The following is a 26,312-nucleotide window of genomic DNA, read 5'->3' on the forward strand; positions in this document are numbered from 1 at the left end:
ACCGTATAATATTAAGTTAATATAATAAAGGTGGAGACTAGGAGAAGACCTTATAAGTATGCGCTGAGAATATTCAGCGGTATTTATGACGGTCTTCTTTTTTCTTTGTCCTTTGTTACGTGACTTAATCCTTATTATTCTTCAGAAAAAATAAAGGTGGTGGTTATAAGAAAAATGAAAACGCATCCAAAAATAGGATAGAAGAGTAGACTAGAAAAAAGTTTTATCACGTTCTAACCTTTATTGAAAACAGATGAATAGTAAAGTTAAGGGGGAAATTAGCATGACACCATTCTTAGGTGAACTTATTGGAACAATGATTCTTATCATTTTTGGTGCAGGTGTATGTGGAGGCGTTTCACTAAATAAGGCCTATGCCAAAAGTTCAGGTTGGATTGTCATCACTTTTGGTTGGGGATTTGCAGTAGCAATCGCTGTATATGCTGTAGGAGGAATCAGTGGAGCCCATCTCAATCCTGCAGTTACATTAGGCTTAGCGTCTATAGGTGAATTTCCTTGGGCAGAGGTTCCATCCTACATAATCGCTCAGTTTCTAGGAGCGATGCTGGGGGCAACGATCATTTGGGTACAATATTTTCCTCATTGGAAAGCAACCGCAGATCAGGGAGCAAAACTCGGAGTATTTGCTACAGGTCCAGCAATCAAGCACACTCCTTCTAATTTAGTAAGTGAAATTATTGGTACTTTTATCTTAGTATTTGGTATTTTAGCGATCGGAGCTAACGAGTTTGCACATGGTTTAAATCCTTTGATTGTAGGTTTCTTAATTGTAGCAATTGGTCTTTCTCTTGGAGGAACGACGGGGTATGCCATTAATCCAGCGCGTGACCTTGGACCAAGGCTTGCTCATTTTCTTCTTCCTATTGCGGGAAAAGGATCATCCAATTGGAGCTATGCTTGGATTCCAGTTGTAGGACCTGTCATTGGTGGAGTATTAGGTGCTTTATTCCATCAAACCATCTTTACTGGGAATGCTAATCAGGGTTTAATTATTGGTGCAGTGGTTCTAGTAGCGATGATTCTATTTGTTCACAGCCGTTCAAAGGAACTAACGAAATCCACAGCTTCCCATGAAGAAGCAGCATAACGAAAGCATAATGACTGGGAAATAGTATAGAGATAGATAGAAGAGGTAAGAGAGTTGTATTACTAGATTTTCTAATAATAGGAGGTTTATCATGATGGAAAAGAAATATATACTAGCATTGGATCAAGGAACAACAAGCTCAAGAGCGATTTTATTTAATAAAGCTGGAGAAATTGTGGCAGTGGCTCAAAAGGAATTTACACAAATCTATCCCAAAGCAGGTTGGGTTGAGCACGATGCGATGGAAATCTGGGGTACACAAAGTGGAGTAGCTCGTGAGGTTCTTGAGAAGTCAGATATTAAGCCTGTGGAAGTGGCAGCCATTGGAATTACCAACCAAAGAGAAACGACAGTGGTTTGGGACAAAACAACGGGTAAGCCAGTGTATAATGCGATAGTATGGCAAGATAGAAGAACAGCTGGAATATGTGATGATTTAAAAGAAAGAGGATTGGAAGCGTATATAAAAGAAAGCACGGGGCTTGTTGTGGACGCTTACTTTTCAGGAACCAAAGTGAAGTGGATTCTTGATAACGTTGAAGGAGCTAGAGAAAAAGCAGAGCGAGGAGATCTATTATTTGGTACAATCGATTCATGGTTAATTTGGAAGCTTACAGGGGGTAAGCAGCATTTAACAGACTACTCTAATGCGTCAAGAACGTTGTTATACAATATTAAGAAACTAGAGTGGGATCAAAAGCTTTTAGATAAGTTAAATATTCCTCGTTCTGTTCTGCCTGAAGTGAAGCCTTCTAGTTATGTCTATGGTGTAACAGACCCTCAAACATTCGGAGGAGCTGAGATTCCAATAGCGGGCGTGGCAGGAGATCAGCAATCGGCTTTATTTGGGCAAACCTGCTTCGAGTCAGGAATGGCAAAAAATACTTACGGAACAGGCTGCTTCATGCTGATGAATACAGGTGAAGAAGCTGTCACTTCTCATTCGGGATTATTAACAACGATTGCTTGGGGGATTGATGGTAAGGTAGAATATGCATTAGAAGGTAGTATTTTTATTGCGGGAGCTGCTATCCAATGGTTAAGAGATGGACTAAAGATATTAGATTCCGCTCCAGACTCAGAATACTATGCTGGCAAGGTTGAAGATACCGATGGAGTCTACGTTGTTCCTGCTTTTGCTGGATTAGGAGCTCCTTATTGGGATATGTATGCACGTGGTGCGATCTTTGGTTTAACAAGAGGAACGAAGAAAGAGCATATCGTTCGCGCAACATTAGATTCGCTTGCCTATCAGACAAAAGATGTGTTAAGTGCGATGGAAAAGGATTCGGGTATCACTTTAAAATCACTTAGAGTAGATGGTGGTGCCGTAGCGAATAATGTGTTAATGCAGTTCCAATCGGATATTCTAGGGGTTCAAGTTGAGCGTCCTGCTGTAACAGAAACAACAGCACTAGGAGCTGCCTACTTATCAGGGCTTGCCGTAGGCTTCTGGAATAAAGAAGACATCTTGAATAGCTCCTCCTTAGATAAGGTGTTCGAACCTTATATGGAAGAAGAGAAGCGTTCTAAGCTATATAAGAAATGGCAAAAAGCTGTGAAGCGTACAATGGACTGGGAAAAAGAAGAAGAATAATTTAATAGAACAAAGGATGATCAGAGTGGAAAGATCTATTGTTAACATGGTTGAATCACAGGTGATTGCAACCATTAGTAAACCTGAATCCGTGCAAAAAGCCATCGCTAGCGAGGCGAATATGGCTTTCCTATTGACAGGTGATCTCCTGTCAGTGAGTGAATATGTAACGAAGCTTAAGGAAGCAGGAATGAGAGTCTTTATTCATATGGAGTTTATTGATGGACTCTCTAATCATAGAAGTTCAGTAGAATATATTGCGAAAGAATGGAAGCCTGATGGCATCATTACGACGAAAAGTCAGCTCATAAAAACGGCGAAAGAAGCAGGGTTATTAACAATTCAAAGGATCTTTCTACTCGATCAAACGGCTCTGAATAAAGGAATTGAAATGATTCAATCCTGTCGACCAGACGCCATAGAGGTTTTACCAGGTTTAATGCCTAGGGTTATTTATGAAATTACTGAAAAAACCCACTTACCAGTCATTGCTGGTGGATTGATAAGAGATAAACAAGAAATATTAGATGCGTTAAAAGCAGGAGCGTTAGCCACCTCAATTAGTGATCCTTCCCTCTGGAATGTAGGTATTTAAGGATAGGGATTCACTAGTGGTCCTCTTGCCTCCTTTAGCCATCATCGTCTTTCTACAACGTTAGGAGGGGATGATGGTTTATTTGGTTTCCTTCCCTAGAACCGTTGTTCACTTTTCTCCATATAGTAAGGTAAAAGTGAATAGAAGGAGGATGTTCTATGAGAAGGATCAGCTTACAACAGAGATTACGAGCTCATATTGGTAGGAGGTTAGCTATTTCTGCGCAAGACTTCCAAAGTGAACCTGGTTTGTTACAAGCAGTGGGAAAAAAATTTATCCGTGTGAGTGGTCAATTTTTTGTTCCTCTATCTGTGAATCAGCTTGTATTGTTTAATACTTTGACTAGAGTTCGAACGATTCCCGTCGTTATTCGCTCTACTTTTCGAGGCACATTTCAAGCCGGATTGAGAGAAATTGGAGAAGATTATATAGAAATCATTGAAAAAAACGGAAATCAAAGAGTGCGTATCCTGATTCCCTTGAATAAGGTTATCAGTATTGAAAAAAGGTAAATATTATTTTGAATTTTTAAGACTTTACTTATTTAGATTCCCGTAATATATTTTAAGAAGCTGATATAGAAGCCATACAATAGAAAAATTGGCTTCTTTTTCATTTCACTAATTTACGGGGCTGGTGTAATCGAATGAGTATTTTTAAAGATTTATGGTGGTATTTTAAATTAGAAAAAAAGAGTTACATAACGGGTGTTATTGTTCTTATTTTTGTGACCCTTCTTACCCTAATCCCTCCCTATGTAGTAGGACTCATTGTTGATGAGATCAAAGCAGGGAGTCTGACAAAAGATCGCCTTGTATATTGGGGTGGGATCTTGTTAGCGATTGGAATTATTGTGTATGTTTTGCGGTTTATCTGGAGAATTTTACTTTTTGGTTCGGCTGTTCGCTTAGGGAAATTATTGCGAAACCGACTCTATGAACAATTTACCAAAATGTCGCCCCAATTCTTTCATAAAAGAAGAATAGGAGATTTGATGGCACACTCCACTAATGATATTCAGGCAATCGAAGGAACAGCCGGAGAAGGTGTGTTGACTCTTGTTGATTCCATTGCGATGGGTAGTCTGGTGGTTCTGATGATGGCGGTAGCTATTGATTGGCAATTGACCCTGATTGTCCTGCTTCCTATGCCTTTTATGGCATGGGCAACGAGCTACTATGGTACATTACTGCATCAACGCTTTCATAAAGCACAAGCTGCTTTTTCTGAATTAAATGACAAGGTTCAAGAAAATGTATCAGGAGTTCGAGTGATCAAGGCTTTTGGTCAAGAAAATTATGAAGTAGAAGCCTTTAAGAAACAATCTCAGGATGTGGTTGATAAAAATATTGCCGTAGCCAGAGTAGATGCCCTATTCGATCCAACGATCAGCTTGATCGTCGGCATCTCCTTTTTCCTTTCAATTAGCGTTGGGTCTATGTTTGTCGTAGAAGAAAGAATGACCTTAGGACAGCTGACAACCTTTACGATGTATTTAGGGCTATTGATTTGGCCCATGCTTGCTTTTGGTTGGTTATTTAATATTGTCGAAAGAGGAAGGGCTTCTTATGATCGAGTGAAGTCTTTGCTCGATCTTCAGCCTGATATTGTTGATAGAGCAGGAGCGATTGCCCACACACCTTCTGGGGATATTCATTGTGAGATTCAATCCTTTGTTTTTCCAGGAAAAGAGAATCCTGATCTTCAGCATATTCACTTTCATTTACATCAAGGGCAAACTCTCGGGATAGTAGGGAAAACAGGATCAGGGAAAACCGCGCTATTAAGGCTCTTTTTAAGAGAGTTTGACGGTGTGACAGGAGATATTAGAATGGGTGCTACATCCATTTATGACGTTACATTAGATAGCTTACGCAGTGCGATTGGTTATGTTCCTCAAGACCATTTCTTATTCTCAACGACCATTGCTAACAATATCTCTTTTGCTAGACCGGAAGCGACAATGGAAGAGATCAGAAAGGCGGCATCCATCGCCTGTATAGATGAGGATATCCAGCGCTTTGAAGAAGGTTATCAGACGATTGTTGGAGAACGGGGAGTCACCTTATCAGGAGGTCAGAAACAACGAATTTCTATTGCTCGAGCGATGCTGATCAATCCAGAAATACTGATTTTAGATGATTCTCTATCCGCTGTTGATGCGTCAACAGAAGAATCGATCATTCGAGCATTAAAGGAAACAAGAAAAGACAAGACAACCATCATTTCGGCTCATCGTCTTAGTGCCATTCAGCATGCCGATTTGATCCTAGTCTTAGATGATGGAGAAGTAGTGGAACGAGGAAGACATGAGGAGCTCATGCTTCTAGAAGGCTGGTATGCTTCTATGTATCAGCAGCAGCAATTAGAATCAGTGGTGACGCAAGGAGGGCAAAAATAATGAATCCAACTCATAAGGAGAATATCTCCAAGAAGCATGCATTTCAACGCCTGCTTGCGTATATGAAGCCCCACTGGAAGCACTTGTCGCTTGCTTTTATATTTTTACTGATGGCAACAGCAGCAGAAGTAATAGGACCAATCCTGATTAAAATTTACATTGATGATTATTTAACACCTAGGATTTTTGATCGCAATTCTTTACTCCTATTAGGGGGAGGGTACCTCCTGTTACATTTTACAGCAGTAGGTTTAAATTACTATCAGTTATTTTCCTTTCAAAAGATTGCCCAATGGATTATTCGTCAGATCAGAATTGATGTTTTTGCTAAAGTGCAGAAGCTGGGCTTGTCTTTTTTTGATCAGACACCTGTAGGAAGTCTGGTTTCGAGAATCACGAATGATACAGAGGCAATCAAGGATTTGTACGTGAGTGTTTTATCTACCTTCTTACAATCTATCGTGTTTTTAATTGGTATTTTCATAGCCATGTTTTATCTTGATGTTCAACTTGCTTTATTTTGCTTATTTCTTGTCCCTATCATTTTTAGTTTGATGGCTGGATACCGTTATTTTAGTTCAAAAGTGTATCATTTATCTCGGGAGAAATTAAGTCAATTAAATGCAAAATTAAATGAATCATTACAAGGGATGAATATGATCCAAGCGCTGAGGCAACAAAAGAGGTTGAGAGCTGAGTTTGGAAAAATAAATGAGGAACATAATCGAGCGCTGATCAAAAATATTAAATTAAATGGTTTGCTTTTAAGACCAGCAACCGACCTTGTTTATCTCTTGGCGATTATTCTAGTAATGAGCTTCTTTGGTATAAAATCAATGGATAGTCCCATTCAAATCGGGGTCATCTATGCCTTTATTACCTATTTAGATCGTTTTTTCGAGCCAATTAACATGATGATGATGAGATTAGCTCAGTTTCAACAAGCAACCGTTTCTGCTGAAAGGGTTTTTGGGCTATTAGATGAGAAGCGCTATGCTCCGCAATCGGTAGGTCAAGAAAATCAATCGATTCAGAATGGGAAAATTGAATTCAAAGATGTTTCCTTTTCCTATGATGGCAAGACACAGGTGCTCAAAAACATTTCTTTTGTTGCTCACCCTGGTGAAACTGTAGCATTGGTAGGACATACAGGGAGTGGAAAAAGCTCGATTACAAATTTATTGATGAATTTTTACCAGACAAGTGAAGGAGAAATTCTGATCGACGATATTCCATTAGCGGAATTCAGTCAGAGTGAATTAAGAAACAAAATGGGCTTGGTTCTTCAAGATCCTTTTCTATTCGTCGGTGATATAAAGCATAATATTCATCTCGGCAATGAAACGATAGAAGAACAAGAGATTATTGAAGCAGCAACATTTGTTCAGGCTCATGAATTTATTGCAAAATTACCTGAGGGATACAATGAACCAGTGGGAGAACGAGGAGCTACCTTCTCTAGTGGTCAGCGCCAACTTCTATCCTTTGCACGTACAATGGTGAAGAAGCCGAAGATTTTGGTTTTGGATGAGGCAACAGCCAATGTTGATACAGAAACAGAGGAATATATTCAAGAAGCCTTACAAAAAATGCGGCTTGGACGAACCACCATCGCTATTGCACATAGATTATCTACGATTCAGGATGCTGATTTAATTCTTGTCTTACATCGTGGAGAGATTGTGGAGCGAGGAACCCATCAACAACTGATAGAAAAGAAGGGACTTTACTACAAGATGTACCTACTTCAGCAAGGAAGCGTAGCCTCCGAAGAAATTACAGAATTGCTAGGAGAGGCAGAAATAACAAGTTAGTTAAGACGAAGGATTTAAAGTGTATAGGTGAAATAGAAAATTGGATTTTGAATCTTTTTCCAAGGATGAAATGGAGAGCATCAGGCAAGATTAATCTTTGGAAAGGGGTGACATCATGACTGTTCAAACTCAAATACAACAAGCCATCGCTTCAGCCCAAAGTGTTGAGGCAAGCTTAACTCAATTTTCCTTAGAAACTCAAAATCAGCAGGCGAAGCAATTATTCCAACAGCTTGCCACTCAACAAAAAAACATTGTGACCCAATTGGAAGGTAGATATTCTCAAATTCTTGAGGAAGAGCCTCAATTTAAAAACCAATCATAACGTTGTCTAGCCCAAGAGAGAAGCCTCTTGGGCTACATTAAATCAGAGAGGTGAATGGAAAATGGCAGAGTGGCTTGTGATTTTGTATCGAACGGTTGGACTTTTTATATTACTTTTATTAGTCATCCCTTTTTTCGGGCGTCGGCCTCTTTCAGGGATGACGACGTTTGACTACATAGCAGGTATGGTGACAGCAGGGATGATTGCGCTAATTGCGCTTAATTTGATCCCAAATGCCATGGTAGGCTGATGGGGTTATTTCTATGGACATTTTCTATCCTCGTTGTCCAATTCTTAACCCAGAAGTCGAAGTGGCTCATGATCATATTTACGGCAAGGAAATTGTCGTTATCAAAGAAGGGAAAATCATGGAGGAAAACCTCCATTCTGCTCGACTGACAGGAGAAGAATTGCTTTCTCAATTAAGAAGAAAGAACGTATTTCACTTAGCAGATGTAGAGTTTGCTGTTATGGAAGCGAATGGTGATATTACCACCCTATTAAAAAGAGAAAAGCAACCCTTGACACCTAAGGATATGCGAATAAATGTAAGTGCCATGAAAGAACCGCAAACAGTTATCTTAGATGGAAAAATAATGGACGAACCCCTCACAAATCTTGGCCTAAATCGAAAATGGATGAAACAGGAATTGGATAAGATCGGAATTTCTGCAGAAAATATTTTTATAGCTCAAGTAGACTCCATGGGGGAATTATATGTGGATCTATTTGATGATTCCATTCAACTTCCCCCACCTAGCTCGAAACAATTACTTTTAGCCACATTAAAGAAAATAGAAGCTGATTTTATGACATATGCTTTAGAAACAAAAAACCAAGAATGGAAGCAAAAATATAGTCACTATGCTGCTGAGATGAAGGAGATATCCTCTAGACTTGAACCTCATCTGAAAACCTAGGAGTTGAATGTTCATGTCAGATAAAAAGAAAAAAAATTTAACCCCTACACAACAGGAATACCATATCTTTATGAAGGGGAGAGAACCCAAACGCCCTGTACTGCGTAATTGTTTCCTAGCCTTTGTGGTCGGAGGCACGATATGTACCATTGGGCAAGCCATTAGCATTTTCTACATGACTTACTTCGACTTTACTGAAAAAACGGCAGGAAACCCTACAGTAGCTACTTTAATCTTTATTGGCGTGTTGTTAACTGGGTTTGGTGTTTATGACTCTATTGCCCAATGGGCTGGTGCTGGAACGGCTGTACCTGTTACTGGATTTGCCAATTCGATTGCTTCTGCTGCGATTGAGCATCGGAGTGAGGGCTATGTGCTCGGCGTGGGAGGAAACATGTTTAAGCTAGCTGGCTCAGTCATTGTTTTTGGAACAGTGGCAGCCTTTATTGTGGCTTTGATCAAAGTTACCATACTCAAGTTAGGAGGATAACGACATGCTACATGGTCATCAAAGCTGGATGTTCAAAACAAAGCCGGTGATCACTTCATCGGCTGCTGTAGTTGGACCGTTTGAAGGAAAAGGACCGCTAGCTGAAGATTTCGATGTCATACATGGTGATACATGGCTTGGACAGGACAGTTGGGAAAAGGCAGAAAAAAAATTATTAGAGGGTGCTTGCGAAAAGGCGATTGAGAAAGCGGGACTGGAGAAGGATCAAGTGCAGTTTTATTTGGGAGGAGATCTAATGTCCCAAATCATTTCAAGCAACTTTGCTGCCAGGACATTATCCATCCCTTTTTTAGGTATTTTTGGGGCTTGTTCGACTTCTATGGAGGGTCTGGCGTTAGCTTCGATGATCGTGGATAGTGGCAATGCACACACTGTGATGTGCGGGACAGCAAGTCATAATTCCTCTGCTGAGAAACAATTTCGTTACCCCACTGAATATGGAGGACAGAAACCTCCAACCGCTCAATGGACTGTCACTGGTGCTGGAGCTGCTATTGTTCAAGCTGAAGAGAAAGCAGCAGGTAAATCCCCATTAAGGGTAATTGGAGCGACTATTGGACGGGTGGTGGATATGGGCATTAGTGACCCTTTTAATATGGGGGGAGCAATGGCTCCTGCGGCAGTGGATACCTTAACAGCTCACTTTCGAGATTTTAACGTTGGCTTTCAGGATTATGACTTGATTGTCACGGGGGATTTAGGAAGAGTAGGATATGACATCTGTCATGATTTGATGCAAAAGCATGGCTTTGAGATTCCTGTCGGTGTCTATAAGGATTGCGGTGTGCTTATTTACGGGAATCAATCTGTTGTGCTGTCGGGTGGAAGCGGCTGTGCTTGTTCGGCTACAGTGACGTATGGTCATTTATTTAATCTCATGAGACAAGGGAAGTTAAAGAAGATTTTGGTGGCTGCTACCGGAGCTTTGCTATCCCCTATCAGCTTTCAACAAAAGGAGTCCATTCCTTGTATTTGTCATGCAGTAGCCATTGAAGTTGATGAAACACTTCTTTCCTGAATTCCCTATAGTCGATGAAACGATCTGATAGTTGGTTAACAGATTAGATTTTTATAGTAGCTACGAGTGGCAAGTGATCTGATGCGATTCTTGAATTTTTGATCAAGGTTGCTGAAGTGGCTTCCATGGTTGGGGTAATCATAATATAATCAAATCGAAAAAAGGAGCAGACCGAAGGGAAGGTAGCTCCTTTTTTGTTCGGATGAAGAGTCTTCCATACGTCCTTTAATTGTTTCGTTAGCTTTTGATAATAGAAGTGTGAGGGTGAAAAATTAAAGTCCCCCATGAGAAGCACATGTTTATTCTCTAATTGATCCTCTAAAATGTGATGAGAGAGTTGTTTCATTTGTATAGCCTGTGTAACTGAACTTAAGCTTACATGGGTCACATAGGTTTTGATAAAGTGTTGATTGATCTTGACTTCACATTCAATAAATGATCTGTTTTCTGCATATGCCCCTGTTATTAGGTGAGTCTTCCCTTCTCGTATCGGGTACTTAGATAGAAGGAGGTTTCCATAATAGCCAGTTGTAGAAGAGATCGAAGGGGAGAAAAGATAATCCATCTTGAGCTCCTGAGAAAAATACTCTGCCTGATTTAGCCACCCGCTTCTTTTTCCATAGCAGACATCTACTTCATTTAGACCTATAAGATCGAGGGGGCCGGCTGAACGAATCAGCCTCAATACTCGTTCAAGACTGACGCAACCATCAAGTCCTCTCGCATGATGAATATTAAAGGTCATTACCCTAAATTCCATAACAAGTCCCCTCTCTTTCTACTATCGAGTATTTCCTTCCTTACATATTTAAAACAAGAAAGCGCCATATTAAAGGATGAACATTTAGGAAAGCAGAGGGGATATAAAGCATGGCAGGTACTTTTTTTTGGGCGTTTGTTGTTGGTGGTCTGATCTGTATGTTAGGACAGATCATGTTTGATATCTTGAAGCTTTCTCCAGCCCATACGATGAGTACATTGGTTATTTTAGGGGCGATTTTGGATGGCTTGGGCTTGTATGAACCTTTAATTGATTTTGCAGGAGCCGGAGCAACGGTTCCTATTACGAGCTTTGGTAATGCTTTGGTTCATGGTGCATGGCAGAAGCAGAACGCCATGGAATTGTAGGGATTATAACAGGAATTTTTGAAGTAACCAGTGCTGGTATTTCTGCGGCAATTATTTTTGGTTTTTTTGCCTCATTAGTTTTTAAACCAAAAGGATAACTCCCCAAAAGAAACATTGAAAGGAGATTCACGAATATGTTCGATTTTTGGACGGGGTCAGAACATCTATCAGTTACAGGTTTTCTCATCAGAGCCGTTATTGTTTATCTGTATATTTTCATTATTCTTAAGGTTTTAGGACAGAGATCCTTAGGGGCACTTAACCCTTTAGACTTTTTATTTGGTGTGATTATTGGGGATGTTCTAGGGGAGCCTCTCTCCACTGGTGAGCTTCCTTTGAAAGGTCCTCTAGCGGCAGCAGCACTTATTTCTTGTATCCATCTCTCCCTAGCCTACATCGCCTTAAAAACTCCGCGGTTTAGGAGAGTGATTGAGGATGAGCCGATTATATTAATAGAACGGGGGCGAATCTTACATAAACAACTGAAAAAAACCAAGGTGACAATAGAATCATTAATGATGGATCTCCGTCTGCGTAACGCCTCTGACCTTTCTACTGTGGATTACGCTATCCTAGAATCAAACGGGCAGATTAGTGTGATCAAAAAAAGCCAGGCAGAACCGGTTACCTCCACAGATCTATTATTACCTGAGCGCCCGATCAAAGGGTATCCAAGTGTCCTTATCATGGATGGTGCAATCGTGCACAAGAACTTAGAAAAAAAGGGGACAGTCAGTTGGCTTGAGAATCAGATTAAAAAGAAAGGATTTAACAGTGTGGGAGAAGTATTCTTGATGACGATGGATGAGGGTGGAAATATTTTCACCAGTAGAAAATAAAGCGTGGGATAAACAAAAAGGATTGACTTCATTCGACAATGATGGCATACTTAATGCAAGTGAATAGACCCCTTTAAATCAGTCCAGAGAGGCTGACAAGGAACTACGGAGCACGGTATGTGTACTAGTTGATCAGTGATATTGTTTGATCCTAGATTCACATGTTTGTTTGTGTACGCAAAACTTCTTGTCAGCGACAAGAGGTTTTTTTGTGCAAAAAAACAAAGAATAAGCTAGGAAGAAGAATAATCCAAAGTTGAGGTGATAGGCTATGAAGGAGCAGCTTCGAACTATTATTGATCAAGATGCATTTAGGAGAGCGATGACGAGAATTGCTCATGAAATTATTGAACGAAATAAGGGTGTAGAGGATTGTGTGTTAGTAGGGATTAAAACTCGTGGAATCTATTTAGCTGAGCGGTTAGCCACAAAGATTCATGAAATTGAAGGGATCACAGTTCCAGTAGGTGAGTTAGATATTACCTTGTATCGTGATGATTTGACTTATCGCACGGAGGATGAAAATCCATTGCTACAGGGAACACAGCTACCTGTTGATATCACAGGGAAGAAGATCATTCTTGTGGATGATGTGTTGTATACAGGAAGGACTGTGAGAGCAGCCCTTGATGCCTTGATTGATCATGGCAGACCTCAGGTAATTCAACTGGCTGTCCTCATTGATCGAGGTCATCGCGAATTGCCGATTCGACCTGATTTTGTCGGGAAGAATGTGCCTACTTCCAAACATGAAAAAATCGCTGTGCAGATGCAAGAGGTCGATAAAATCGATCAGGTTGACTTATATCAAGGATAGGATCGTACATAGGAAAGAGCAGGAAAGGTGTGGAGTCAATATGGATCAAAAGAAAATGGTCTTAGATGTTCATGAAAGACCTACGTTAGCGCAGTGGCTGCCTCTGAGCTTACAGCATTTGTTTGCGATGTTTGGAGCAACGATACTGGTTCCCTTCTTAGTCGGTATTAGTCCAGCCGTGGCGTTGGTTGCAAGTGGGGTTGGAACGCTCGCCTTCTTAGTTGTGACACGAGGAATGGTACCAGCCTATTTAGGCTCTTCCTTTGCCTTTATTGCCCCATTAGCTACGGTTGTTGGAACAGAGGGTGTAGGACAAGCCATGTTTGGAGCTCTATTTGCAGGGATCTTGTATGGTGTGATCTCTCTATTGATCGTTCGATTTGGGGTAGGCTGGCTGAAAACGATTTTCCCCCCGATTGTGATTGGACCCGTGATTATGGTCATTGGATTAGGATTGGCAAGTATCTCTTTAGATATGGCGGTCGTGACCAAGCTAGAAGATGGAACGGCTATTTTTGACCAAACGAAGCTACTCATTGCCAGTATTACTTTAATCATTACGATTGTCAGTGCGATCTTCTTCCGAGGATTTTTCGGACTTATTCCTATCCTGATTGGAATTATTGGAGGATATATTACAGCGTTCTTTATAGGTGAGATCAGCTTCAATTTAGTAAGAGAAGCGTCCATGTTTGCGATACCTGAATTTGTGACGCCTGTGGTTTCATGGACAGCCGTTGCCATTATTATGCCGGTTGCCCTTGTTACCTTAGTAGAACATACAGGAGATATGATGGTAATAAGTAAAGTGATGGACCGTAATCTTTTACAACGCCCTGGACTCCATCGAACCTTATTAGGTGATGGAATTGCTACAACGCTTGCTGCCTTTATGGGTGGTCCTCCTAATACGACTTATGGAGAAAATGTAGGGGTTCTCGCTTTAAGCAGAGTGTTTAGTGTGTATGTTGTAGGAGGAGCTGCTGTCCTAGCCATTTTCTTCGGCTTTAGTGGGAAGATTAATGCCTTTATCACCACGATTCCTGTGGCTGTCATGGGAGGAGTGACTATTCTCCTTTTTGGATTAATCGCCTCCTCAGGACTACGAGTTCTTATCGATTCAGAGGTAAACCTTACTCATAAGCGTAACCTTATTATTGCCTCTGTCATTTTAGTTTCAGGTATTGGAACGACGATTTTGAATCAACAACAAGTGGTGAGTTTTTCAGGGATGGCAACAGCCACTATCTTAGGGATCGTTTTGCATCTCTTTCTTCCTGAAAAGGATGTATCCTATGGGCAAAAGCCAATGTTTACAGATGACTTAGTAGGGGCTCCGACGAAATAGTGTGATGACAATCGAATAATAGAACCTTTAACAGACAGTCCAGAGAGGCTGGTAAGGTGAAAAGAGTGTTTTCTATGAGTATGTACTGTTGAGAACAGCAGAAACAGAGAGCACTATAGCTATGTCCTTTTTACAAGGGACTCGTCTACACCTTACCACCTGCGGTAAGGTGTTTTTTTGTCAGAAGAAATGAACAATAAGAGTAACAATGATTTAGAAAAAGGAGACGGGCGATGATATGACAAGTTTAATTGGATTAAAGAATCTAGAGGCACTTGAAATTGAACAGATACTAACAAGAGCACAGGAATTTATCAACGAGCCATTATCCTCCATCGACATCTTAAAAAACCGATTTGTTGTCAATTTATTTTTCGAAAATAGCACAAGAACAAGATTTTCCTTTGAGGTAGCAGAAAAAAGATTAGGGGCTCATGTCTTAAATTTTCAAGAGTCCAGCTCCAGCACGCAGAAGGGTGAAACGATATACGATACGATCAAAACCATTGAATCAATGGGAGTAGAAGCCGCTGTGATCCGCCATTCTCAGAATGGTCTGTTAGAGGATCTACAGGGGCGCCTGCAAGTCAAGCTGATTAATGCCGGAATCGGGAATGAGGAGCATCCCACACAGGCATTATTAGATATGCTGACAATGAAGCAGGAGTTTGGGAAGATCGCGGGTCTGAAGGTCGCTATTATTGGTGATCTCAAGCATAGTCGAGTGGCAAGCTCTAATTTTTATGGCTTAAAAAAGCTCGGGGCAGAGGTAATTTTGTCTGGTCCAGATGCCTACAAACCGTATGATCCAGAGCTTCGTGAAGGAAGTACCTGGCTGCCCATAGAGGATGCGATCGGAGAGGCTGATGTCGTTATGATGCTGCGTATCCAACATGAGCGTCATCAAGATCGAGGACTTGATATCAGTCAAAATGAGTATCATAACTTATATGGATTGACAGAAAAAAGAGCAAAATTTATGAAAAAAGGAGCGATTATCATGCACCCTGCTCCTTTTAATCGTGATGTCGAGATCGCCTCATGCTTAATTGAATCTCCTAAATCAAGGATTTTTAAACAGGTATCGAATGGTGTGGCTGTCCGAATGGCTGTACTAGAGAAGGCTCTAATACCATCCAAGAAAGAAATGTTGATCTAAAAAATGGGGAGTGATACGAAATGGGAATCTTATTAAAGGAAGGATTTATGTTAAATCATTGTGGAGAGCCTGTTATCTTAGACCTTTTGATTGAAGAGGATCGAATTGTCAAAAAAGGTTCAGGCTTATCTATGGAAGGACATCAAGTGATTGACTGCCAAGGGAAATGGATTTTTCCAGGGTTTATTGATATGCATGTTCATTTACGAGAGCCAGGAGGAGAAGCGAAAGAAACAATTGAAACAGGGACAAAAGCGGCGGCAAAAGGCGGATTCACTACGATCGCTTGTATGCCCAATACCAGACCCTGTTTAGATACGAAAGAACGAATTCAATTTGTCCATGACAAACGTCAGACGGAAGGATATGTTCATGTCCTTCCCATAGGAGCGATTACACTCAATCAACTAGGAAAAGAGCATACGGACTTTAGAGCCATGCAAGAAGCAGGGATTGTAGCTGTATCAGATGACGGTGTAGGTGTCCAATCAAGCTTGATGATGAAACAAGCAATGCAGATGGCAAGAGACCTTGGTTTACCAGTTGTAGCACACTGTGAAGATGACACATTAATCGGTGGAGCTGTCCATGATGGAGAGTTTGCCAGAAGGCATGGAATCAAAGGCATTCCTTCAGAAGCTGAATCAATCCACATAGGTAGAGATATCCTATTAGCAGAAGCAACAGGGGTTCATTACCATGTCTGCCATGTGAGCACCAAAGAATCAGTACGTCTAATCCGAGAAGGAAAAAAAGCTGGAATCTCAGTGACTGCCGAAGTTAGTCCTCACCACTTATTACTCACAGAAGATGATATTCCTGGACTTGATCCTAATTTCAAAATGAACCCGCCATTACGAGCAAAAGCAGATCGAGAAGCGCTGATAGAAGGATTATTGGATGGCACCATTGACATCATTGCAACAGATCACGCCCCCCATACAGCGGAGGAAAAAGCAAAGGGAATGCAATTAGCTCCATTTGGAATTGTTGGACTGGAAACTGCCTTTCCATTATTGTACACCCATTTTGTAAAAACTGGAGTCTTATCACTTACAGGACTGATTGAACGAATGACGTCCAAGCCAGCCGACTTGTTTGGTCTTTCTTCCGGTAGGTTAACAGAGGGAGCGGTGGCAGATATAACAATTGTCGATTTAGAAGCAGAAAGAGAAATTGACGCCGCAACGTTTGCCTCTAAAGCATCCAATACTCCATTCCAAGGCTGGAAATGTCAAGGCTGGCCGATTATGACTGTGGTTGGAGGCAACATCATCTGGAGTGAAGCAGAAGGGTTTAAGAGAAGGGAGTTAGTATAACATGAGTGAACGTAATTATGCATATCTAGTCCTAGAGGATGGAACGGTGATGAAGGGGAAATCCTTTGGAGCTTCAACAAGTACAATGGGAGAGGTTGTCTTTAATACAGGCATGACAGGCTATCAGGAGGTGCTCTCTGATCCATCCTACTGTGGTCAAATTGTTACTATGACCTATCCACTCATTGGGAACTATGGGATCAATCGAGATGATTTTGAGTCAATTGCTCCCTATATTCACGGCTTTATAGTAAAAGAGCATAGCGAGTTTCCAAACAACTGGAGAACAGAAACCACCTTGGATGAGTTGTTAAAGGAATATGGAATCCCAGGTATTTATGATATCGATACGAGAAAATTAACTAAAATCATCCGTGAGCAAGGAACGATGAAAGGGATGATTATCTCAGGTAACACAGTAGAAGACGTCGAGTCGCTTGTTCAACAAATGAAAGAGCTTCCGCTAATGACAGATCAAGTAGCTAAGGTATCGACCAAAAACTCGTTTCATTGCCCAGGTCGAAAGCATAGAGTAGTTCTGGTGGACTTTGGTTCGAAGGCAGGAATTCTTAGAGAATTAACCAATCGTCATTGCGATATCAGAGTCGTCCCGTATAACATTACAGCAGAGGAAATCATTCGTTTGCGTCCTGATGGAGTGCTCCTTTCCAATGGACCTGGTGATCCTAAGGATGTTGGGGAAGCGATTGAGATGATCAAAGGAATTATGGGGAAGTTCCCCCTATTCGGAATTTGTTTAGGTCACCAATTATTTGCCCTAGCTTGTGGCGCTGATACAGAAAAAATGAAGTTTGGTCATAGAGGGGCTAACCACCCTGTCATTGATGTAGAAAAAGACGTGACAATGCTACTTCACAGAATCACGGATATGCCGTTCGTCGGGACTCATTGGAAGGAACGCGCCTAAAGGTGACCCATTTAGCAGTCAATGATAAAACGATTGAAGGATTAAAACATCTGGACTTCCCTGCATTTTCAGTTCAATTCCATCCAGAAGCAGCACCTGGACCTTTTGACAGCAATCATTTATTCGATGAATTTATGGAATTAGTAGAGGCTCATATAGAGAAAGGGGAAAAAACTCATGCCAAGATCTAATGATATCAAAAAGATTTTAGTTATTGGTTCAGGACCTATTGTCATTGGTCAAGCTGCCGAATTTGACTATGCAGGTACCCAGCTTGCCAAGCCTTGAAAGAAGAAGGCTATGAGGTTGTCCTCGTTAATAGCAATCCAGCCACTATTATGACGGATACAAATATCGCAGATAAAGTGTATATCGAGCCGCTTACACTCGAATTTGTTACTCAGGTGATTCGACAAGAAAAACCAGATGGAATCCTGCCTACACTTGGAGGGCAAACAGGGTTAAATATGGCAGTTCAATTAGCAGAAGCAGGAGTGTTAGAAGAAGAGAATGTTAGATTGCTGGGAACCGATTTGGAAGCTATACAGAACGCTGAAGACCGTGACCTATTCCGTGGTCTTATGAATGAATTACAGGAGCCTGTTCCTGAAAGTGAAATCATTCATTCCATTGAAGAAGCTCTTGTTTTTGTGGAACAAGTAGGATATCCAGTCATTATTCGTCCTGCCTATACTCTTGGAGGTACAGGAGGAGGAATCGCCAAGGATGAAGATATGCTACGAGAGATCGTAGCGAGTGGATTAAAATATTCTCCTGTTTCCCAATGCTTGTTAGAAAAAAGTATTGCAGGATTCAAAGAAGTTGAGTATGAAGTGATGAGGGATGCTAACGATACATGTATCGTCGTCTGTAATATGGAGAATATTGATCCAGTGGGAATTCATACAGGAGATAGTATCGTAGTTGCTCCAAGCCAGACCTTATCTGACCGTGAATACCAAATGCTGCGTTCTTCGGCGATTAAAATCATTCGTGCTCTAAAAATCGAAGGAGGCTGTAATGTTCAATTTGCTTTAGATCCAGACAGCTTCCAATATTACTTAATAGAAGTCAATCCTCGTGTCAGCCGTTCATCTGCTCTGGCTTCTAAAGCAACAGGCTATCCCATTGCGAAGATGGCAGCTAAGATTGCGGTAGGATACCGTTTAGATGAGCTAATTAATCCTGTAACTAAACGTACGTATGCTAGCTTTGAACCAGCCTTAGACTATGTTGTGTCTAAGATTCCTCGTTGGCCCTTCGATAAGTTTGAGTCTGCCAATCGTCGATTAGGTACACAAATGAAGGCAACAGGTGAAGTAATGGCGATTGGTCGAAACCTAGAAGAGTCCTTGTTAAAAGCGGTTCGTTCGTTAGAAACGGGAGCCTATCATTTGCAGTTAAAAGAATTGAAAACCCTTGAGGATCGAGTGCTTAAGGAGAAATGTATCGAAGCTGATGATGAACGATTATTCGCTGTTTTAGAGGCATTACGCCGAGGATATACCATTCATGAGATTTGGGAATGGACCAAAATCGACTTGTTTTTCCTGCATAAGTTTTCTAAGATGGTTGAATTGGAAAGATCGCTTAAAGAGTTCCGATTTGATGCTGAATTATTAGAAGAAGCCAAGAAGAAGGGCTTTACGGATCGTATCATTGCTGAACTATGGGAAACAACAGAGGCAGAGGTAAGGAGTCTGCGCAAGAATCTTCAGCTTCGTCCTGTATATAAAATGGTGGATACCTGCGCGGCTGAGTTTGAGTCGGCAACCCCCTACTATTATTCAACCTATGAAGAGGAGAATGAGGTCGAGTCCACAGGCAAACCAAAGGTAGTGGTCTTAGGTTCAGGACCGATTCGAATTGGACAAGGAATCGAATTTGACTATGCTACTGTCCACGCCGTCTGGGCGATCAAAGAAGCGGGGTACGAAGCGATCATTATTAATAATAATCCAGAAACTGTTTCTACCGATTTTAGTACCTCCGATAAATTATATTTTGAACCGTTATATGTGGAAGATGTATTGCATGTAATCGAACAGGAGCAGCCTTATGGAGTGATTGTTCAATTTGGCGGACAAACCGCCATTAACCTGACAGAGGCTTTAGAAAAAGAAGGAGTTCGTATTCTTGGAACCGATTTAGCTCATATTGATGCTGCTGAGGATCGAGAGAAATTTGAAAAGCTTTTGAAGCAATTGAATATTGCTCAACCTCCAGGAAAAACCGTAACATCTGTTGAAGCAGCGGTTGAAGCAGCAACGGGCTTAGGATTCCCTGTTCTTGTTCGTCCATCGTATGTTCTTGGCGGAAGAGCGATGGAAATTGTCTACACAGAGGAAGAGCTTTTAGGGTATATGGAGCATGCCGTTAAGATTAATCCTCAGCACCCTGTTCTGATCGATCGTTACCTTCTAGGCAAAGAGGTTGAAGTGGATGCCATTTGTGATGGGGAAGAAGTTCTCATTCCAGGAATTATGGAGCACATCGAAAGAGCTGGGGTTCATTCAGGTGACTCTATTGCTGTCTACCCTCCACAGACTCTCAGCTCTAAAGTAAAGAATCTGATTATCGAGATGACAACCAAGCTTGCTTTAGGTTTAGAGATTAAGGGGTTGCTAAACATCCAATTTGTCATCTATAAGGAAGAAGTGTATGTGCTAGAAGTAAATCCTAGATCGTCAAGAACCGTTCCCTTCTTAAGTAAAATTACGGGTATTCCAATGGCTAATTTGGCAACTAAGGTCATTTTAGGGCAGAGTCTAAAGAGCCTAGGATACAAGGGAGGGTATCATCCAGAGGATGTTGTTGTTTCAGTCAAGGTACCTGTATTCTCTTTTGCTAAATTAAGACAAGTTGATATCACTCTTGGACCGGAAATGAAATCTACCGGAGAAGTGATGGGGCGCGATGTGAATCTAGAGAAAGCACTTTATAAAGGGCTCGTTGCCTCAGGGATGAATATTCCGACTCATGGCTCTGTTTTAGTAACGGTATCAGACAAAGACAAAGAAGAAGCCATTGAATTAATTCACCGCTTCCACTCATTAGGCTTTAAAATATGGGCGACATCAGGCACAGCACATCGTCTAGAGCAGGAGCAAATCCCTGTTCAGCGAGTCAACAAGCTTAGTGAAGAAAAACCAGACTTGCTAGATGTGATTCGTAGTGGGAAGGTTAGTTTTATTATCAATACACTAACCAAAGGAAAGCAGCCTGCGAGAGATGGCTTTAAAATTAGACGTGAGGCTGTAGAGAATGGCGTTGTTGTCTTTACCTCACTCGATACGGCTCGAGCTATGCTAAGAGTATTAGAATCTATTACCTTCTCTACTCGATCCATGCCCAGCTTTGAAACAAGGGAGCCAGTTCTCCATGGAAAGTAATATCAAGAGCAGGAGCACAGTCATTGTCGCCTTAGATTTTCCAAATGAACAGAAAGCATTACAACTCGTTGACATTCTGGAGCCATACCATCCCTATTTAAAGATAGGGATGGAGCTTTATTATCAAACAGGACCTCAGCTCATCTATAAGCTCAAGGAAAGAGGGTTTTCTATTTTCCTAGACTTAAAGCTGCATGATATTCCGAATACGGTAAAGGGAGCTGCTCAATCCTTGACTCGTCTAGGGGTCGATATGTTTAATGTTCATTGTGCTGGTGGGATCAAAATGATGCAGGGAGCTGTTGAAGGGATAGAACAGGCGTTAATACCAGGGCAGAAAAAGCCTCTGCTGATTGGGGTGACACAACTGACAAGTACAAGTCAAGAAACACTAAATCAGGAGATCGGCATTTCTGGACAAATGGAGCAGGCGGTCTTACATTATGCCAATCTAGCTCAAAAAAGTGGATTGGATGGGGTAGTATGTTCTCCATTAGAGATCACGTTGATCAAGGAATCTCTTGGTCAGGGCTTTCTAACAATCACACCAGGAATACGTCCAAAGGAAACAGCGTTAGATGATCAAACACGAGTGACTACTCCTCAGGAAGCGGCTCAATTAGGAACGGATTATATGGTGATCGGGAGAGCGATCACGAAAGCAGCCGATCCTGCCCAAATGTATGCTGAAATCTTGAAACAAATCGAGGGGGAGAGCAGATGATGAAACAAAGAATTGCCAAGCATTTACTTGAAATAGGGGCTGTCGAGCTAAAACCTCAGGACCCTTTTACGTGGACTTCGGGGATAAAATCCCCTATCTATACAGATAATAGACTAACTCTGGCTTATCCTGCTGTAAGAAGAGAAATTGCTCAAGGGTTGGCTGAGTTGACCAAACAACATCATCCAGAGGCTGAGGTGATTGCTGGAACGGCTACGGCTGGCATCCCTCATGCGGCTTGGGTGGCTGATCTACTTGAACTTCCAATGAGTTATATTCGCTCCAGTGCTAAGGGGCATGGAAAGCAAAACCAAATTGAAGGGAAAATCGAACCAGGAGATAAGGTAGTCATCATTGAGGATCTAATCTCCACGGGCAAAAGCTCTATAGCGGCGGTTCAGGCAGTAAGAGAAGCTGGAGCAGAGGTCTTAGGGGTTGTTGGGATATTCACCTATGGATTTCAGCAAGCAGAGCAAGCATTTCATGAGATAAAATCCTCATATGTTACCTTAACCTCGTACCAAGAGCTGCTCAAGGTAGCACAAGAAGAAGGAAAGCTGACGGAAGAGGAATTATCTCAGCTTCAAAAGTGGAATCCTTTTCATACATAAAAAACCTTTTTTATAGAACTATAGGATGCATTAGAAAATATTTCTTAATGCACTCTATAGTTTTTAGTTTTTTAGTAAACATTTTGAAGTTATAAGCCGATAATGAGAATATGGGCTAAAGTTCGTTACTGTACATTCCCTATTTTTTAGGAGGCCAAATCATGCAGGAGAAACAATCAAAAACGGAAGCTCTATATGAATTGCTTATTGAACATATTCCTGTTGGTGTATTTCATTTTAATAGGGATGGGATCATCACTGTTTGTAATGAAGGATTTGAAAAAATATTAAATTCTCCTAAACAAAAAATAATCGGGCTTAACTTATTGGAATTACCTGATGAGCGAGTGGTGTATTGTATAAAGAAGGTACTTTCTGGAGAGATTAGTCATTTTAATGGTGAGTATAGGACCATTACTTCTAACAAGACCATCCCGCTAAATGTGAAGTTTGCTCCGATAAAAGAAAATGACCAAATTACGGGTGGGCTTGCCATTGTAGAAGATTTTTCCGAACAAAAAAGAGCTGAGCAATTAATTGATCATATCACTTATCATGACCAATTAACCAACTTACCTAATCGTTTCTTATTTTTAGATCGCTTGAATACCATTTATTTGAGAGCGAAAAAAGAGAAAAAGAAATTTGCGATTCTATTTATTGATTTAGATCGCTTTAAGAAAATAAACGATAGCTTAGGGCATGAAATCGGAGACCAAATTCTGCTTGGCTTAGCGGATCGTCTATCTGCATTCTTGGAATCGAATGAAACGCTTGCGCGATTTGGTGGAGATGAGTTTATCATGTTCTTGGACAACTTGGATAGCTCTGAGGACGCTGGAAAGAAAGCGAAGCAAATCTTAACCTGCTTAGAGGAACCATGGGTGATCAATGAACATGAGTTCCATTTATCAGCGAGTATCGGAATAAGCTTGTTTCCCAATGATGGAGAGGATATAGATTCTCTTGTCAGGCACGCAGATATTGCGACGAACCGGGCGAAGGAGTTAGGGAGAAATAATTATCAATTTTATAATCCATCGATGAATAAACGCTCCTTTGAAAAGCTGTCCATGGAAAGCAGCATTAGAAAAGCCATAGAGCAGAATGAATTCATTCTCTATTTTCAACCTCAAGTAGATTTCACAACGAAACAAATCATGGGTATGGAAGCTTGATTCGTTGGGTGCATCCACAGCGAGGTATGATTTCACCTGCGGAATTTATCCCGCTAGCTGAAGAATCAGGCTTGATTGTACCGCTGGGTAAATGGGTACTCGCTACTGCTTGTAAACAAAATAAAGCTTTGCAGGATGAAGGCTATCCTCCAATCAGAGTTGCCGTTAATTTCTCTTCTACTCAATTTCAGCAAGTAGATGTTGTCGATATGGTCAAGCAAACCTTAGAAGAAACAGGACTAGACCCAAGATACTTAGAAATTGAATTAACAGAAAGTGTGATCATCGAAAATGTGGATGAAACCTTAAGGAAAATCAAACAGCTAAAAGAAATGGGGATTCACATTGCGATTGATGATTTCGGGACAGGCTATTCCTCTTTAAGCTATTTGCGTAATCTATTAATTGATACGCTCAAGATCGATCGTTCATTTGTTCGCGATATTGCATCTCAATATAACGATGGATTAATCTCAACAGCGATTATTGGGTTAGCGCATAGCCTTAAGCTTAATGTCATTGCTGAAGGTGTTGAAACGCAAGAACAGCTAGATTTTCTTCTCTCGAAGGATTGTATGAAAATGCAAGGCTATCTATTTAGTAAGCCGGTCTGTATGGATGAGTTAAAGCTTTTTTTGAAGAATTGGCAATGCAATTGTCAGGACAAGGGCACTGCTTGAGTGGGAAGACAGATTGAATTGCCAGAGAAAAAGTGGACAAGGTTGGGCATTATAACAATTAAAAAGAAAAGAAAGAAGGCTATCCCAGTGCGGCTATGAGGCGAATGATGTGGGATGGCCTTTTGTGTTTTTGAAACATTTTGAATAACCCGATAACGTAAAATTAAGTTCGCAAAAATGAAAAAAGGAAAGACCATTGTGACTACGAAGAGGTAAGTATCCAGCTGCTAAAACTTATATACCTATAAAATAGTAGGGTATTCATTTTAGCGTACAATGACAACGGATATAGTGGTTCGAGCATTAAAGAACGCCTGTCAAACACAGCAATCTAAGATGGGGCTTATTTTAAGGATGGTATAGCAGAAAGAGAATACCTGATCGCCTTGGTTTTAGGGCTTCACAGGCTGTTGAAGACCACTGTAAGCTGATTGCTTAGAACTTAACTTTTTTGTGTCCAAATTATTGACTCAGATTCACTAGCGTGTTATCGTATCCACCTTAAGTTACAAACTACTGATCAGACTGCCTAAGTTTTTATAAACCTCGTAATAAAAATTCTCCTCTTACAAGCATTTTTAATAAAATGCATTATGAAATTGATTCGGCCATCTACAAAAAAAGTATATTTTCCTAAAAAATGAGAGAGAAGATGATGTAAGCATCACCCTATAATCAGCGCAATTTTTTTAACTTTTGTACCTTCCTTATATTTTCTCCAAAAGCACATAATAAAATAAGGAGAACTATTGGATTTTTAAACGTAATCCCTACTTGAGACGTCCCTCCTAGTAAATTTAAGATGACCGCTAACGCTACAATATATAGAAGTAACAAAACATCAGACTTAATAGAATCTATTATTTCTTCTTTTTCTGTTTTTCTTTCCCACGAAATTGGAAGTAATGAAAATATAAGAGCAAAAGCAATCATTAATATAGCCGTTAATTTATTCGATAACACCTGATTTAAGATATATTGTGGAAAAAAATCGTTGATAAAGATAATGGCTATGCCAACAAGTAAGATGGTTTTAAAGGACAGGAGTAGAGTTTTCTTAATCATATTATCAGCTCCATTTAAAAGAGTTAGATCTAAAGTTAAACAAACACTTAGCGTCGATTGTTGTTACGCAAAGTGTTTGTTTAGTTAAATTTAATATACTTTTACCTTATTTATCTTTTGCAATTTGTCGCTACCCAGAGCACTTCTACTTTTTTAGGTTTAGTAAAAGTAAAATCTTGGTCATAGAAAACTATAGTATTATACTCGCTTCTACAACTACTGTTATTAGGATATTCAAATTTTTCCCATAACCAATGTTTAACATAGTGATCAGGTGCAACGCTTCCTGAAGCCCATCCAGTTACATGATTAAAGGCCCAATTTCTCCAAAACTTTTCGGTAACCTTTGCTGGAAGTTTAAGATATTTCATCATGCGGGCAACCACAGTGTCAATGAAAACTCTTATACCACTATTGTCTATTTTATCTTCGAATGGTCCGTATGTAATCGTACCTGAATTTCCACCACCATCAACTGAATTTATTGAAAGCTCATCTTCTTTATTGTTGTTCAAAGCTATATTGTATATAAATTCTATATCCTCAGAGGTTAATTCGAAATCACTAGCAAATTCAACTCCATTATAATTTACTGTATATTCTTTAAAGTCTATATTTTTTTCTGTTGAAAGTTCTTTGTTAATTTCTTCAGCAAGTGTTATTGATGATGTTGTTGAAAAAACAAGAGCTATCATTAACATAATTAATAGTAGTTTTTTTTGTACCAAAATAACTCACTCCTTATTTAGATATAAAATAGAACTAATTTTCAAAGGTCGGTTTCAACTAGTATAAAGTAGATACGGCCGTATATTACTAGAATTATCCTTCCTAG

Annotated in this window: 23 protein-coding genes and 3 pseudogenes; 23 read left to right on the forward strand and 3 right to left on the reverse strand. The window is 40.4% G+C overall.

The window, feature by feature from the left end; all coding sequences use genetic code 11:
* Window positions 1–283: 283 nt before the first annotated feature.
* From JCM10596_RS18935 to spoVAD, 11 genes are all read left to right on the forward strand, one after another.
* On the forward strand, window positions 284–1,108 hold the full coding sequence (locus tag JCM10596_RS18935) for an MIP/aquaporin family protein (protein WP_025028477.1): 825 nt from the start codon (window positions 284–286) through the stop codon (window positions 1,106–1,108).
* A 94-nt stretch (window positions 1,109–1,202) separates the two neighbouring features.
* The gene (gene glpK, locus JCM10596_RS18940) at window positions 1,203–2,705 is read left to right on the forward strand and encodes a glycerol kinase GlpK (protein WP_025028478.1); all 1,503 of its coding nucleotides are present in this window, start codon (window positions 1,203–1,205) and stop codon (window positions 2,703–2,705) included.
* 16 nt (window positions 2,706–2,721) lie between these two features.
* Complete coding sequence (locus JCM10596_RS18945) at window positions 2,722–3,300, forward strand: glycerol-3-phosphate responsive antiterminator (RefSeq protein ID WP_034681772.1); 579 nt, start codon at window positions 2,722–2,724, stop codon at window positions 3,298–3,300.
* A 158-nt stretch (window positions 3,301–3,458) separates the two neighbouring features.
* A complete protein-coding gene (locus tag JCM10596_RS18950; RefSeq protein ID WP_025028480.1) occupies window positions 3,459–3,812 on the forward strand; it encodes a hypothetical protein in 354 nt (117 codons plus the stop codon).
* Window positions 3,813–3,946: 134 nt separating this feature from the next.
* A complete protein-coding gene (locus JCM10596_RS18955) occupies window positions 3,947–5,701 on the forward strand; it encodes an ABC transporter transmembrane domain-containing protein (protein WP_025028481.1) in 1,755 nt (584 codons plus the stop codon).
* The gene (locus tag JCM10596_RS18960; RefSeq protein WP_025028482.1) at window positions 5,701–7,515 is read left to right on the forward strand and encodes an ABC transporter ATP-binding protein; all 1,815 of its coding nucleotides are present in this window, start codon (window positions 5,701–5,703) and stop codon (window positions 7,513–7,515) included. Before JCM10596_RS18955 ends, JCM10596_RS18960 begins: the two co-directional genes overlap by 1 nt.
* 115 nt (window positions 7,516–7,630) lie before the next feature.
* Window positions 7,631–7,840, forward strand: a complete 210-nt coding sequence (locus tag JCM10596_RS18965) for a DUF1657 domain-containing protein (RefSeq protein WP_025028483.1) — start codon at window positions 7,631–7,633, stop codon at window positions 7,838–7,840.
* Window positions 7,841–7,901: 61 nt separating this feature from the next.
* Complete coding sequence (locus JCM10596_RS28210; protein WP_051541381.1) at window positions 7,902–8,090, forward strand: DUF421 domain-containing protein; 189 nt, start codon at window positions 7,902–7,904, stop codon at window positions 8,088–8,090.
* A 13-nt stretch (window positions 8,091–8,103) separates the two neighbouring features.
* The gene (locus JCM10596_RS26470) at window positions 8,104–8,760 is read left to right on the forward strand and encodes a DUF421 domain-containing protein (protein WP_051541382.1); all 657 of its coding nucleotides are present in this window, start codon (window positions 8,104–8,106) and stop codon (window positions 8,758–8,760) included.
* A 13-nt stretch (window positions 8,761–8,773) separates the two neighbouring features.
* Window positions 8,774–9,250: a stage V sporulation protein AC gene (gene spoVAC, locus JCM10596_RS18975; protein WP_025028484.1), complete on the forward strand. Its 477-nt coding sequence runs from the start codon at window positions 8,774–8,776 to the stop codon at window positions 9,248–9,250.
* A 4-nt stretch (window positions 9,251–9,254) separates the two neighbouring features.
* Window positions 9,255–10,289, forward strand: coding sequence for a stage V sporulation protein AD (gene spoVAD / locus JCM10596_RS18980; RefSeq protein ID WP_025028485.1), 1,035 nt, complete (start codon window positions 9,255–9,257; stop codon window positions 10,287–10,289).
* 43 nt (window positions 10,290–10,332) lie between these two features.
* Here the strand turns inward: spoVAD and JCM10596_RS18985 are convergent, their stop codons facing one another.
* Window positions 10,333–11,049, reverse strand: a complete 717-nt coding sequence (locus tag JCM10596_RS18985; protein ID WP_025028486.1) for an endonuclease/exonuclease/phosphatase family protein — start codon at window positions 11,047–11,049, stop codon at window positions 10,333–10,335.
* 110 nt (window positions 11,050–11,159) lie between these two features.
* Between JCM10596_RS18985 and spoVAE the strand changes: the two are divergent.
* The 12 genes and pseudogenes from spoVAE to JCM10596_RS28220 all read left to right on the forward strand — a co-directional run bounded on the left by spoVAE (window position 11,160) and on the right by JCM10596_RS28220 (window position 24,412).
* Window positions 11,160–11,515: pseudogene (gene spoVAE / locus JCM10596_RS26475) on the forward strand (stage V sporulation protein AE).
* Between the two features lie 36 nt (window positions 11,516–11,551).
* A complete protein-coding gene (locus tag JCM10596_RS18995; RefSeq protein WP_025028487.1) occupies window positions 11,552–12,256 on the forward strand; it encodes a DUF421 domain-containing protein in 705 nt (234 codons plus the stop codon).
* A gap of 271 nt (window positions 12,257–12,527) precedes the next feature.
* Window positions 12,528–13,073 (forward strand): bifunctional pyr operon transcriptional regulator/uracil phosphoribosyltransferase PyrR, encoded by a 546-nt coding sequence (gene pyrR, locus JCM10596_RS19000; RefSeq protein ID WP_025028488.1) that lies wholly within the window; start codon window positions 12,528–12,530, stop codon window positions 13,071–13,073.
* A gap of 40 nt (window positions 13,074–13,113) precedes the next feature.
* A complete protein-coding gene (locus JCM10596_RS19005) occupies window positions 13,114–14,421 on the forward strand; it encodes a solute carrier family 23 protein (RefSeq protein ID WP_025028489.1) in 1,308 nt (435 codons plus the stop codon).
* A gap of 238 nt (window positions 14,422–14,659) precedes the next feature.
* Window positions 14,660–15,580, forward strand: a complete 921-nt coding sequence (locus tag JCM10596_RS19010) for an aspartate carbamoyltransferase catalytic subunit (protein ID WP_025028490.1) — start codon at window positions 14,660–14,662, stop codon at window positions 15,578–15,580.
* A 20-nt stretch (window positions 15,581–15,600) separates the two neighbouring features.
* Window positions 15,601–16,899, forward strand: a complete 1,299-nt coding sequence (gene pyrC / locus JCM10596_RS19015; RefSeq protein ID WP_025028491.1) for a dihydroorotase — start codon at window positions 15,601–15,603, stop codon at window positions 16,897–16,899.
* Between the two features lies 1 nt (window position 16,900).
* A pseudogene (locus JCM10596_RS26480) lies at window positions 16,901–18,018 on the forward strand (carbamoyl phosphate synthase small subunit).
* Window positions 18,005–21,219, forward strand: a pseudogene (gene carB, locus JCM10596_RS26485) (carbamoyl-phosphate synthase large subunit). The pseudogenes JCM10596_RS26480 and carB overlap by 14 nt, the downstream one beginning before the upstream one ends.
* Entirely contained in the window at window positions 21,209–21,943 is a 735-nt protein-coding gene (gene pyrF, locus JCM10596_RS19030; RefSeq protein ID WP_025028492.1) for an orotidine-5'-phosphate decarboxylase, read from the forward strand. The pseudogene carB and the gene pyrF overlap by 11 nt, the downstream one beginning before the upstream one ends.
* Window positions 21,943–22,554: an orotate phosphoribosyltransferase gene (pyrE, locus tag JCM10596_RS19035; RefSeq protein WP_025028493.1), complete on the forward strand. Its 612-nt coding sequence runs from the start codon at window positions 21,943–21,945 to the stop codon at window positions 22,552–22,554. Before pyrF ends, pyrE begins: the two co-directional genes overlap by 1 nt.
* Window positions 22,555–22,715: 161 nt before the next feature.
* Complete coding sequence (locus JCM10596_RS28215) at window positions 22,716–23,732, forward strand: sensor domain-containing protein (RefSeq protein ID WP_051541383.1); 1,017 nt, start codon at window positions 22,716–22,718, stop codon at window positions 23,730–23,732.
* Window positions 23,729–24,412, forward strand: a complete 684-nt coding sequence (locus JCM10596_RS28220) for a putative bifunctional diguanylate cyclase/phosphodiesterase (RefSeq protein WP_051541384.1) — start codon at window positions 23,729–23,731, stop codon at window positions 24,410–24,412. Before JCM10596_RS28215 ends, JCM10596_RS28220 begins: the two co-directional genes overlap by 4 nt.
* Before the next feature lie 675 nt (window positions 24,413–25,087).
* On the opposite strand, the gene JCM10596_RS19045 is transcribed toward JCM10596_RS28220, so the two are convergent.
* Entirely contained in the window at window positions 25,088–25,477 is a 390-nt protein-coding gene (locus JCM10596_RS19045; RefSeq protein ID WP_025028494.1) for a hypothetical protein, read from the reverse strand.
* Window positions 25,478–25,587: 110 nt separating this feature from the next.
* Window positions 25,588–26,205: a hypothetical protein gene (locus JCM10596_RS19050; protein WP_025028495.1), complete on the reverse strand. Its 618-nt coding sequence runs from the start codon at window positions 26,203–26,205 to the stop codon at window positions 25,588–25,590.
* Between the last annotated feature and the right edge of the window lie 107 nt (window positions 26,206–26,312).

The sequence above is a fragment of the Caldalkalibacillus mannanilyticus JCM 10596 genome, from assembly GCF_000615945.1.
Taxonomy (GTDB): Bacteria; Bacillota; Bacilli; order Caldalkalibacillales; family JCM-10596; genus Bacillus_AT; species Bacillus_AT mannanilyticus.

What these genes read in the sequence shown, in the direction of transcription:
- JCM10596_RS18935 (WP_025028477.1), top strand. Translation starts at nt 284, where the DNA reads ATGACACCATTCTTAGGTGAACTTATTGGAACAATGATTCTTATCATT.
- glpK (WP_025028478.1), top strand. Translation starts at nt 1,203, where the DNA reads ATGGAAAAGAAATATATACTAGCATTGGATCAAGGAACAACAAGCTCA.
- JCM10596_RS18945 (WP_034681772.1), top strand. Translation starts at nt 2,722, where the DNA reads ATGATCAGAGTGGAAAGATCTATTGTTAACATGGTTGAATCACAGGTG.
- JCM10596_RS18950 (WP_025028480.1), top strand. Translation starts at nt 3,459, where the DNA reads ATGAGAAGGATCAGCTTACAACAGAGATTACGAGCTCATATTGGTAGG.
- JCM10596_RS18955 (WP_025028481.1), top strand. Translation starts at nt 3,947, where the DNA reads ATGAGTATTTTTAAAGATTTATGGTGGTATTTTAAATTAGAAAAAAAG.
- JCM10596_RS18960 (WP_025028482.1), top strand. Translation starts at nt 5,701, where the DNA reads ATGAATCCAACTCATAAGGAGAATATCTCCAAGAAGCATGCATTTCAA.
- JCM10596_RS18965 (WP_025028483.1), top strand. Translation starts at nt 7,631, where the DNA reads ATGACTGTTCAAACTCAAATACAACAAGCCATCGCTTCAGCCCAAAGT.
- JCM10596_RS28210 (WP_051541381.1), top strand. Translation starts at nt 7,902, where the DNA reads ATGGCAGAGTGGCTTGTGATTTTGTATCGAACGGTTGGACTTTTTATA.
- JCM10596_RS26470 (WP_051541382.1), top strand. Translation starts at nt 8,104, where the DNA reads ATGGACATTTTCTATCCTCGTTGTCCAATTCTTAACCCAGAAGTCGAA.
- spoVAC (WP_025028484.1), top strand. Translation starts at nt 8,774, where the DNA reads ATGTCAGATAAAAAGAAAAAAAATTTAACCCCTACACAACAGGAATAC.
- spoVAD (WP_025028485.1), top strand. Translation starts at nt 9,255, where the DNA reads ATGCTACATGGTCATCAAAGCTGGATGTTCAAAACAAAGCCGGTGATC.
- JCM10596_RS18985 (WP_025028486.1), bottom strand. Translation starts at nt 11,049, where the DNA reads ATGGAATTTAGGGTAATGACCTTTAATATTCATCATGCGAGAGGACTT.
- JCM10596_RS18995 (WP_025028487.1), top strand. Translation starts at nt 11,552, where the DNA reads ATGTTCGATTTTTGGACGGGGTCAGAACATCTATCAGTTACAGGTTTT.
- pyrR (WP_025028488.1), top strand. Translation starts at nt 12,528, where the DNA reads ATGAAGGAGCAGCTTCGAACTATTATTGATCAAGATGCATTTAGGAGA.
- JCM10596_RS19005 (WP_025028489.1), top strand. Translation starts at nt 13,114, where the DNA reads ATGGATCAAAAGAAAATGGTCTTAGATGTTCATGAAAGACCTACGTTA.
- JCM10596_RS19010 (WP_025028490.1), top strand. Translation starts at nt 14,660, where the DNA reads ATGACAAGTTTAATTGGATTAAAGAATCTAGAGGCACTTGAAATTGAA.
- pyrC (WP_025028491.1), top strand. Translation starts at nt 15,601, where the DNA reads ATGGGAATCTTATTAAAGGAAGGATTTATGTTAAATCATTGTGGAGAG.
- pyrF (WP_025028492.1), top strand. Translation starts at nt 21,209, where the DNA reads ATGGAAAGTAATATCAAGAGCAGGAGCACAGTCATTGTCGCCTTAGAT.
- pyrE (WP_025028493.1), top strand. Translation starts at nt 21,943, where the DNA reads ATGAAACAAAGAATTGCCAAGCATTTACTTGAAATAGGGGCTGTCGAG.
- JCM10596_RS28215 (WP_051541383.1), top strand. Translation starts at nt 22,716, where the DNA reads ATGCAGGAGAAACAATCAAAAACGGAAGCTCTATATGAATTGCTTATT.
- JCM10596_RS19045 (WP_025028494.1), bottom strand. Translation starts at nt 25,477, where the DNA reads ATGATTAAGAAAACTCTACTCCTGTCCTTTAAAACCATCTTACTTGTT.